The 9,274-nt window shown below is 68.3% G+C and carries 11 protein-coding genes and 1 pseudogene; 3 read left to right on the plus strand and 9 right to left on the minus strand.

Annotated features, from left to right (window positions below; all coding sequences use genetic code 11):
* A pseudogene (locus tag D7W81_RS36620) lies at positions 1 to 296 on the minus strand (hypothetical protein); the annotation flags it as partial.
* Positions 293 to 868, minus strand: coding sequence for an RNA polymerase sigma factor (locus D7W81_RS36625; protein WP_208721598.1), 576 nt, complete (start codon positions 866 to 868; stop codon positions 293 to 295). The gene D7W81_RS36625 and the pseudogene D7W81_RS36620, both read right to left, overlap by 4 nt.
* A 106-nt stretch (positions 869 to 974) precedes the next feature.
* Here D7W81_RS36625 and D7W81_RS36630 point away from each other — a divergent pair, with 106 nt between their 5' ends.
* Complete coding sequence (locus D7W81_RS36630) at positions 975 to 1,235, plus strand: hypothetical protein (protein ID WP_120560017.1); 261 nt, start codon at positions 975 to 977, stop codon at positions 1,233 to 1,235.
* 19 nt (positions 1,236 to 1,254) lie between these two features.
* Here the strand turns inward: D7W81_RS36630 and D7W81_RS36635 are convergent, their stop codons facing one another.
* Positions 1,255 to 1,680: an OsmC family protein gene (locus tag D7W81_RS36635; RefSeq protein WP_120560018.1), complete on the minus strand. Its 426-nt coding sequence runs from the start codon at positions 1,678 to 1,680 to the stop codon at positions 1,255 to 1,257.
* A 178-nt stretch (positions 1,681 to 1,858) separates the two neighbouring features.
* Complete coding sequence (locus D7W81_RS36640; protein WP_244227690.1) at positions 1,859 to 2,494, minus strand: class I SAM-dependent methyltransferase; 636 nt, start codon at positions 2,492 to 2,494, stop codon at positions 1,859 to 1,861.
* A gap of 189 nt (positions 2,495 to 2,683) precedes the next feature.
* Between D7W81_RS36640 and D7W81_RS36645 the strand changes: the two genes are divergently transcribed.
* On the plus strand, positions 2,684 to 3,019 hold the full coding sequence (locus tag D7W81_RS36645) for a hypothetical protein (RefSeq protein WP_120560020.1): 336 nt from the start codon (positions 2,684 to 2,686) through the stop codon (positions 3,017 to 3,019).
* Positions 3,020 to 3,098: 79 nt separating this feature from the next.
* Here D7W81_RS36645 and D7W81_RS36650 read toward each other — a convergent pair whose 3' ends face one another.
* The 5 genes from D7W81_RS36650 to D7W81_RS36670 form a co-directional block, all read right to left on the minus strand.
* The gene (locus D7W81_RS36650) at positions 3,099 to 4,268 is read right to left on the minus strand and encodes a zinc-dependent alcohol dehydrogenase (protein ID WP_120560021.1); all 1,170 of its coding nucleotides are present in this window, start codon (positions 4,266 to 4,268) and stop codon (positions 3,099 to 3,101) included.
* Positions 4,269 to 4,285: 17 nt separating this feature from the next.
* On the minus strand, positions 4,286 to 5,038 hold the full coding sequence (locus D7W81_RS36655; protein WP_120560022.1) for an SRPBCC family protein: 753 nt from the start codon (positions 5,036 to 5,038) through the stop codon (positions 4,286 to 4,288).
* Between the two features lie 130 nt (positions 5,039 to 5,168).
* A complete protein-coding gene (locus D7W81_RS36660) occupies positions 5,169 to 6,410 on the minus strand; it encodes an FAD-dependent oxidoreductase (protein WP_120560023.1) in 1,242 nt (413 codons plus the stop codon).
* Positions 6,411 to 6,522: 112 nt separating this feature from the next.
* On the minus strand, positions 6,523 to 7,281 hold the full coding sequence (locus D7W81_RS36665; RefSeq protein ID WP_120560024.1) for a DUF5953 family protein: 759 nt from the start codon (positions 7,279 to 7,281) through the stop codon (positions 6,523 to 6,525).
* Complete coding sequence (locus tag D7W81_RS36670; protein WP_120560026.1) at positions 7,278 to 8,180, minus strand: DUF6310 domain-containing protein; 903 nt, start codon at positions 8,178 to 8,180, stop codon at positions 7,278 to 7,280. Before D7W81_RS36670 ends, D7W81_RS36665 begins: the two co-directional genes overlap by 4 nt.
* A gap of 560 nt (positions 8,181 to 8,740) precedes the next feature.
* On the opposite strand from D7W81_RS36670, the gene D7W81_RS44470 reads away from it, so the two are divergent.
* Positions 8,741 to 9,181, plus strand: a complete 441-nt coding sequence (locus D7W81_RS44470) for an IS5 family transposase (protein WP_158621766.1) — start codon at positions 8,741 to 8,743, stop codon at positions 9,179 to 9,181.
* The last annotated feature ends 93 nt before the right edge of the window (positions 9,182 to 9,274 follow it).

Consider the following 9,274-nt stretch of genomic DNA (forward strand, 5'->3'; position numbering starts at 1 on the left):
GAGAGCATGCCCACCGCGCGGCCCGCGAAGCCCGCGGGCGGGGCGGATTCCTCCGGACGGTCGAAGGCGGCCTCGCCCCGCTCAAGCTCTTCCTCGAGGGGCCTCTCTCCTGCGTCGCCCACGAGCGCCAGGAGCAGGGCGTCCGTGCGCCCGTCGAGCGGATCCGTGTGTGTGGCGAGGAACGTCTCACAGACCTCACAGGGCGAGGCCAGGTGCTCACGGAACCAGGTGACGGCGGCGGCGTCGCGGGCGGTGAGCTCGGCCATGGCGGTGGCATCCAGGTGTCTCATGCTCATTCCCACCGTCCGGCGAGCACCCGTTGAAGGAGCTCGCGCTTGATGCGCCCACGGAACCGATCCAGCCGCATGGTGACCGTGCTCTTGCCCACGCCGAGCTGTTCGGCGATCTCCCGCGCGGAGAGCTGACCCTCGATGTAGAAGAGCTGCACGGTCTTCTTCTCCTCGCCTTCGGGCAGCTCCGCGATGAGCTGCCGCACCACCTCGATGTCCCGCTCCACCTGGAGCGTGGGCGGCAGGGCCGGCACCGTCTCCGGTGTCGGGTCCGCCCGTTCCTCCTCCATCCGCTGGAGCAGGTTGCGGCGCTCCAGCCTCGTGCGCGCCCGGTTGCGCGCGATGGTCAACAGCCACGGGGTGAAGGCCCCCGCCGACTTCAGGTGGGGCAACCCCCGGAACGCCCGCACGTAGGCCTCCTGGAGGACGTCCTCCGCCTCGTCGGGATCCAATGTGCCGAAACCCGCGACCAGCCGGGCCACCAGGGGACGGGTGAGGCGGTACAGCGCACTGAAGGCGGACGCATCTCCCTGCGTCGCGCGCCGAACCGCGTCCGTGACCTCGTCCGTCTCACCCACCTGCGAAGAAGACCTCCTGGGGGCGAATCGGCCACGGGCCAGGATTCTTCCCCTCGGCTTCGCGGGCTAGAGTAGCGCCTTCACCGTCCGGTGAAAGGGGGGCCGCATGCGGCGGAATTGGGTGGTGGCGTTGGCCTCGGCGGGGTGCCTCCTGGCGGCCTGTGGCCCCGCGGACGTCCCCTCGCCGGACAGCCCTCTGGAAGAGGACCGTCCGGGGGAGGCGCAGGACCCGGCCGCGGAGGAGCCCGGCGCGGCGGAGCATGACCTCACGCCGTGCCTGAGCCAGTGCTACGCGACCTGCGTGGGCAACACGCCCGAGGTCGTCGCGTGCCGGCTGGACTGCCGTGACGCGTGCCCCGGCGGCTGATGCCGGCGTTGAAGGCCCGTCAGGTCGTGAGCTTCGCCTTCAGCGTGATGTTCACGCCCGCGAGCGCCTTGGAGACAGGGCAGCCCTTCTTGGTTTCCTCGGCGATCTGCTGGAACCGGGCGTCGTCGGCGCCGGGGACGGTGGCCTCGGTGCTCAGCGTGATGGTGGTGATGGCGAAGCCCTCACCCTGCTTGTCCAGGCTCACGTCCGCGTTCGTCTGGATGCGCGTGGGCTTCAGGCCCGCCTTCTCCAGCCCCACCGACAGGGCCATGGAGAAGCACCCGGAGAGCGCCGCGCCGATCATCTCCTCGGGGTTGCTGCCCTGCTGACCCTCGAAGCGGGTGCCGACCGAGAAGGGGACTTCCGAGGCGTGGCCGGGCTTCATCGTGCCCTTGCCGTCCTTGAATCCGCCGTTCCACTGCGCACTGCCCTTGCTGATACCCATGATGTTCGTCTCCCCTGCGCGACGCGGCGGCCTGCCGCGTCCGTTTGCGTTCGCGCCGCGGAAGGGTAGGGCGCTCGCTGGAGCGCGGCGGTCCTGTCGACGGCCCCAGGCCGGGTTCTGCTTGGGATTGGACGCTCCCTCGCGTGGAGGCCTGGGTTCTGGACGGTTGGGGCCGCTGTCAGGGACGGGCGGAGGGGCGGAGGAAGAGCAGGTAGTGGTCCGGCAGGTCGTTGACCTCGGCGACGACGGTGTAGCCCGCGGCCTGGGCGGCGGCGACGAGCGGGGGGCGCATGGCCCGCAGGTGCGTCACCGCGATGCGGCCCTGGGGCGTGAGCGCGGCACGCAGCCGGGTGAGGTAGTCCACCCGGTCCGAGAAGAAGTGATCGACCTCCGAGAGGAGGATCAAATCGTACGCTCCCGCTTCGAGGCCCGGAGCATCCGGTTCCACCTTCCGCACCTCGACGTTCCTGCGCGCGAGGACCCGCACGCGGAGCCGCCGGATGGCTTCGTCGTTGATGTCGGTGGCGACCACCCGTCCCGTGGGGCCCACCGCATCCGCGAGCCGCTGCGTGAAGTAGCCCTGGCCCGCTCCGACGTCCGCGATGCGTTGCCCCGGACCGATTCCCAACGCGGCGATGAACCGGGCGGGCTGACGGGACTGGTCATACGCGGCATCAACGCCTTCGACGCCTCCTGTTCCATGCAGGTCCGCGGGCTCCTCTGGCGCGGCGGCCTCCGCGGGGGCACGGGGGGCTTCCGCCCGCGGGCTTTCAGGCTTGCCCTCGGAGCGGCACGCGCCCGCCGCCGTGACCATGGCAAGACACAAGCACCACCGCGTCAGGGGATGGACCACCGCCTGTGCACGAAAGAGAGCCATTGCGATCACCAGGGCAGGAAAGGAACAGCCAGGGCGAAGTCAAACGCCAGGGTTGCGCAGGATATCGCATTCTGCCGGACTGCGGGGCGCGAGGCATTTCCGCCTCCGTCACCTGGAGCATTCCGCATGCGCAACATGATCCGTGCCTTGGTCTTGACGAGCTTCTCCGTGGGGCTCCTGTCCGCGTGTGGCCCGGCGTCGGAGCTGGAGGAGGCGGCGCCCGCGGGCGAGGCCTCGCAGGTGGAGCAGGGCATTGGCTCCACGCCCAACTGTGCCATTGGCAGCTACCTGGCGGAGCAGGTCATCTGGTCTTCGACCTGCTCCGCGTGTCGCGAGGTGGGCGGCGACGGCAGCTGGCACAACGGCGACTACGGCCGGCCCGGCACGCTCTACCAGACGTGCTGCGGCGACAACGGCTGCGGTCAGTGGAAGCTGATCCGCCCGGTCTGCATGGGCTGCTAGGCATTGCCCTTCAGCGCTTCGCGGTCACCTTCCAGAGCGTGTTGCTGGCGTCATCCGCGACCAGCAACGCGCCGTCCGCTCAAGAAGTGAACACGGCCCGCACGCAGCCATCCTCCTTCTTCTTGAAGAGCTCGTAGCCCCTGGGCGCGTCCTCCAGGGAGAAGCGGTGCGTGGCGAGGAAGGACGGATCCAGTTCGCCCTTCACCACGTGCTCCAGCAGGCGGTGCATGTACTTCTGCCCGTGCTGCTGCGCGGTGCGCAGCGTGAGGCCCTTGTTCATGATGGCGCCCAGGGGGAACTTGTCCATCAGGCCGTACACGCCCAGCACGGACAGCGTGCCGCCCTTGCGGCAGGCGAGGATGGCTTCGCGCAGCGCCTGTCCCCGATCCGAATGCAGGTGCAGCGCCTGCTTCGCCCTGTCGTACGCGTAGCCCGGTCCGGTGCCGTGGGCCTCCATGCCCACCGCGTCGATGCACGCATCCGGCCCGCGGCCTCCGGTCATCTCCCGGAGCACGTCCACCACGCTCTCCACCTGGCTGTAGTCGAGGGCTTCCGCTCCGGTGAACCGCTCCGCCATGGCCAGGCGCTCTGGGAAGCGGTCCACGGCGATGACGCGCTCGGCGCCCAGCAGGTACGCGCTGCGCATGGCCATCAGCCCCACGCCGCCCGCGCCCCACACGGCGATGGTGGCGCCCGGCTGGATGTCGCAGAAGTCCGCCCCCATGTAGCCCGTGGGCGCCGCGTCGGAGAGGAACAGGACCTGTTCGTCGCGCAGGCCTCCCGGCACGAGGAAGCAGTCGTTGTCCGCGTGAGGCACCCGGACGAACTGCGCGTGGGCGCCCGCGTAGCCGCCGAAGGCGTGCGTGTAGCCGTAGATGCCAGCCGAGGGGTAGCCAAAGGCCACCTGCTGGTATTCGGGCTTCGGGTTGGTGTTGTCACACAGCGACCAGAGCTGGTGGTCGCAGTACCAGCAGTTGCCACAGACGATGAAGGAGGGCACCACCACCCGGTCCCCCTTCTTCACCTTCCTCACGTCGCGCCCCACCTCCACCACTTCGCCCATGAACTCATGGCCGATGATGTCGCCCGCCTTCATCGTCGGAAGGTATCCGTCGATGAAGTGCAGGTCGGAGCCGCACGTGGTCGACATCGTGACGCGGAGGATGGCGTCGTGTGGGCTGACGATTTCCGGATCGGGGACGGTCTCCACCCGCAGGTCGTTCACTCCATTCCAACAAAGGGCTCGCATGGCTTCGTGCTCCCGAATCAGTCCGCGCTCACGCGAGCGGAAGGGTTGTGGTCCAGCGTGGGAATCTCTCCGGTCTCCGCGAGGCTCTTGAAGCGGCGCAGCGCCTTCATCACCTGCATGGACGGGATGCCGCGCATCCGCTTCGCCAGCGCCTCCGCCACCGCGCCGCCCGGGGGCGCGAACTCGAGGTGCAGCGTCACCTCCGTGCCCCAGTCCGAGGGGGCGGGCTTGAAGCGCACCCACCCCCGCGTCTTCATGGGGCTGTCCTCCGTGGACTCCCAGCGATGGAGCTCCGGCGGACGGTCCTCCACGAGCCGCGAGTCCCAGCTCACCTCCCGTCCGAACGGCCCGTGGATCCGCCAGTGCCGGCCGTTGCCGGCCGTGGGCGTGACCTCCGCGAAGTGCGCCATGAGCAGGCTCAACGTGGAGGGCTCACTCCACAGGCGGTAGAGCACGTCCGCCGGACGGCCCACCGTGAGGGTGTGCTCCACCTGCGTGAACTGGACGCGCCGTGCTTCCTCGCCCGTCGACGCGCGACGTTCCGTGGAAAGAGAGCGCCGCCGGGAGTGCAGGCCCCGGTAGAGCAGGGCGCCGCTGGCCAGGGCCACCACCGTGCCCCCGAGCGAGCGGCGTCTCAAGCCCAACGACATGAGCGTCGCCGCGACCACCGTCGACGCGGCCGGGCCCCACCGCTTCGTCAGCAGGTCCTCCTGGGAGGCGGCTGCCTGGGATGGGGCCTCCCGCAGGGCCGTCGTTCGTGAGCTCGGCATGGTTCCTCCGGGCCTGACGCGGAGGGGGTGACGCACGTGCGTCAGGCACTCCTCGCGAAGCTTTGGGCCAGAGGGCCCCGGGACAACCCTGCCCGGAACCGGGCCGGAGGAACTGGCGGTCCGGCGTCCCTCAGTGCGGGGGCGAAGCGGCCGGCGTGTGGACGTGCTCGGGACGGATGCCCAGGCCAATCAGGCGCGCGGGGATGCGGCGCAGCGCGGGAAAGTCCCGCACCAGCCGGAGGGTCAGGGGCAGCCGGCCGTTGCCGAGCGCGTGCTTGCGCAACACGGGAGCCACCACGCGGTTCTGGATGAGCACCTGGGCTCGCTGGGTGAGGCGCGTGGGGAACTCGCGCCGCTGCTGGACGCGGCGCAGGTCGCGGGTCGTGACGTGCCGGGCGAGCAGGGGGCCCGTGAGCAGGTTGGCGGTGGCCACGGCATCCTGCACCGCGAGGTTGATGCCCACGCCGCCCACGGGCGACATCGCATGTGCCGCGTCGCCAATGCACAGCAGGCCGGGCTGGTACCAGGTGCGCAGCCGATCCACCTGCACGGTCAGGAGCTTCACGTCGTCCCAGGTCCGGAGTTCGTTCACGCGGTCGGCGAGGAACGGCGCCTGCTTCGCGAAGTCATCCCGGAAGGACTCCAGGCCGCGCGCGTGGACGGACGCGATGCCTCCCTTGGGGATGACCCGGCCGCATTGCCATTGCTCGCCCCGGTTGATGAGGAGGAGGAGCTGTCCGGGCTCGAAGAACCCCAGGGGCGGGTCGCGGTCCTCGGGCCTGCGCGACACGCGGAACCAGAGCACGTCCATGGGGGCGCCCAGGACCTGCACCTTCAGGCCGGACTGCTCGCGCAGCGTGGAGCTCCGGCCGTCCGCGGCGACCACCAGCGATGCGCGCACCTCCAGCGGGCCCTCGGGCGTCCGTGCGCGGACTCCGACCACCTGGCCCTGTTCGCCGCGCACGAGGTCCGTCACCTCCGTGCGGCGGTGCAGCTGGAACCCGGGATACAGGGCGGCCTTGCGCGCGATGAGGTCGAGCAGGTCCCATTGCGGCATGAACGCCAGGTAGCGCGCGTGCGTGGGCAGGTGGCGGAAGTCCCCCACCTTGACGTCGTGCGGGCCGACCTGGAAGCGCAGGTCCAGGAGCTCCGAGTGGGGAAGGGCGAGCAGTTCGTCCAGCCACCCCAGCTCGTGCATCAGCTCCAGCGTGGACGGGTGGATCGTGTCGCCCCGGAAGTCGCGGAGGAAGTCCGCGTGCTTCTCCAGCACCATCACCTCCACGCCGGCCCGGGCAAGCAGCAACCCCAGCATCATCCCCGCCGGGCCCCCGCCCGCGATGCAGCACTGCGTGGTGAGCGCTTGGTCGGCCATGGCGGTGTCTCCTCGGAGGAAGGGTCCATCCCAGGACGGACCACCGCACCTGGAGCCCCGGCCGATGCGGCGTGCGATGTCCGACAATCCCTCTCATGCCAGGAGGCTGGTTTCAGCGAGGCGCAATGCGTCCGCCGATCTCTGGGAAGCGCTCGTAGGCCCGCTTGAGCGTTTCCAGGTGGGCAGGGTCATCCAGGTCGAGCGGCGTCTCCGTGAGCTGCACGACCCACCCACCGGATGCCGTGCGCCGGGCCCGCGACAGCAACTCCGTGTCGCGAACAGGATCCGGGAACCCGATGGCCCGAGCAGCGGCGGCCGACCAGTAGTTCAGCCACCCGAGGTAATAGGGAAGCTCGGGCGAGCGGATGTGCTCGAAGAGCTTCAGGGCGGGCAGCCCCCGGCGAGGAGACGGCGGCCCCTCCAGTGTGGGGGCAATCTGATACGCAATGTCCAGCGCGGCGCCGTCCGGCGTTGCCTGTCCCCAGTAGGCGCGTGAGCCTTCTGTCACAGCTTCAAGCACATCCGCTGCTGCCGCGATGACGGGCGCGTCCAGTGGCAACTTTGCATGGACCTGGAACTGTGGTTGCCCCCCAGCGCTCGCACCGGCGAATCGCCGCAGCCCGGAAATCGTCACGGGGTAGCTCTCGTCGCCGTTGCAGAGCAACGGGAGCTTTCCGCGTGTTGCTGCCTCGGCGAGCAAGACCTCACGTTTCGGTACAGCGATGGGACGCCCGTCTTTGTCTATTTCCCACTCCAGGCGCAAGCCGGGCAATGCCAGCTCCACACCCCGGACGACAGCGAGTGTCCGACCGTCGTCCCTCACGAGAGCAGGCGCGTAGACGTTCAGCTCCAGGCGTTTTCGTGTGGTCATCGTTTGCATCCCGTGACGACGATTTGGAGGCTGGAATCCACTCGCAGCAGCGCTTCCTTGTGGGCTTCACTGCTCACGCCAACGACGAAGCGATATCCACATGCCTCCGCGATTTTCCGATCCTCCAGGAACTCGTCCACCTGCTGTTCTATCACTCGTTCCCGCAGGTAATCACTGTACGTATCGAATTGATACGTCTTGATCTCCCACAGCACACGCACGCCGACCTGGAGCGCATCAAAGCGCTTGCCGTTCACGAGTACGTCGTGACCGGGAAAGCGGTTCGGCGGGAACTCGTCGGCGCACTCGTTATGCGCATCGTCCTCGCCTGCATGCGGCACTGGAACAGGCTCACAACTGGCGCGGCCCGTTCGGCCCAGCGGCACGGGTGGCAAAGGGGGCTGCCAGTCCTTCCCGGCTGGCTCCGGCTCCAGCTTGGGCTTCCGTTCCGCTGCGACTTCCCGAGGCGCGGCCCTCGTTCCTCGCGAGGTCCCTGCTTCCTCGGGGTAGAGGTGGCGGAGCTCATACGCCTCCAACTCCTCCTTGATGGCGACGGCGACCACCACCACGCCAAGGACGATCACAGCCCCCACGACGATCTCAGGAGCCGCCAGCACGCAGAACCCGAGCCCTACGGCAGCGGCACCAGCGGAGGCGACCGTGCACCTTCCCGTGGTGTCGTGGAACTCGAGCCGGTCCTGATCGAGGGCCGGATAGCAGCGCTCCACCAACACGGGCCAGGGCTGGGAAGCTTCGCGAACAACGCACCGCCCACCGTCGCTCCAGGGCAGCGCCGACGCTCGCTGAAGGTTGGCCATCCGCGGGCCGCGGACCGCGGGCTCCGTCGTCGCGCAGGCCGAAATGAACAGCAGGATCGCGATGCAAGCGTGGATGCGCATGGCTACGGCCTGTTCTCGGAGGCAAAGAGCCACGGGTCAGGAGTGGCCTCCACTGGAGTATGCCGCCTTCCTAGCCGGCAAGTGCGTTCGATAGAGTGCAACCATGCCGGATACTGGCGCCAGAGCCGGGCCAAGGGTTTCGGAGAAACACTGGCAAGGGAACCGTAGAAGTGGAGCCGAGCAGTCTGAATACGTCAGCATGCGGGACATGTGATGGGCTTGAAGACCCCGGTCGTCACGGATGACCCGCAGACGACTTCACGATGGCTCAATGCAGAGTTCCGGTTTCTATTTTAGAAGCGGCCTCCTTGCAGGCTGTTTCAATCATCTGTCGCCGGTACTTCATGGCGCTGTCTCGTGCCTTGAATAGGGCGTCAAGACGGGCTTCGTTGAGGGCAAAGGCTTGTTCTTCAGTGATTTGCCCTTCGATGGGTAGGATCATTGAGTCTAGGGGCTGTCCCTGATCTCCGGCCCGAAAATCAACCTGGTGGATCAAACACCCGAGTTGGACCCAACTTCAGAAGGTTGCCAGTCAGCGTCGGACGTGATCAACGCTGGCTGTGCGCCGACATGAACTGAGCGATGCCGAGTGGAGCCGCATTGAGCCCCTGCTGGGCTCTCGCAGCGGCCCACCCTCGAAGCGAGGGGACCGCGACTTCATCAACGCCGTCATCTGGCGTGTGAAGACGGGCGTGCAGTGGCGGGACTTGCCCGAGCGGTTTGGCCATTGGAAGACCGTCTACAACCGTTTCCACCGCTGGGCGCAGGCTGGCAGATGGGAAGCCATCTTCAAGGCCCTGCGGCTTGAAGTGGATGAGCGCGGCTCGCTCGCGGATGCCTCCGTCGTCCGAGCGCACCAGGACGCCTCGGGCGGAAAAGGGGGGTCCGAAGCAATGCTCTGGGGCGTTCTCGAGGAGGTTTTTCAACGAAGGTTCACGCCGTCACAACGACGGGCGGTAAGCCGCTCCCCCCTGTGTCAGGGAAGTTGTCGCCTCGGCTGAATAGCCGGGATGACCACGCCTTGGGGGCGAGAGCAGGCAGGACGCAGTGCCGTACACGGATGCATTCAAGTCTCAGATGGTGAAGCGGATGGT

Source organism: Corallococcus aberystwythensis, from assembly GCF_003612165.1.
Taxonomy (GTDB): domain Bacteria; phylum Myxococcota; class Myxococcia; order Myxococcales; family Myxococcaceae; genus Corallococcus; species Corallococcus aberystwythensis.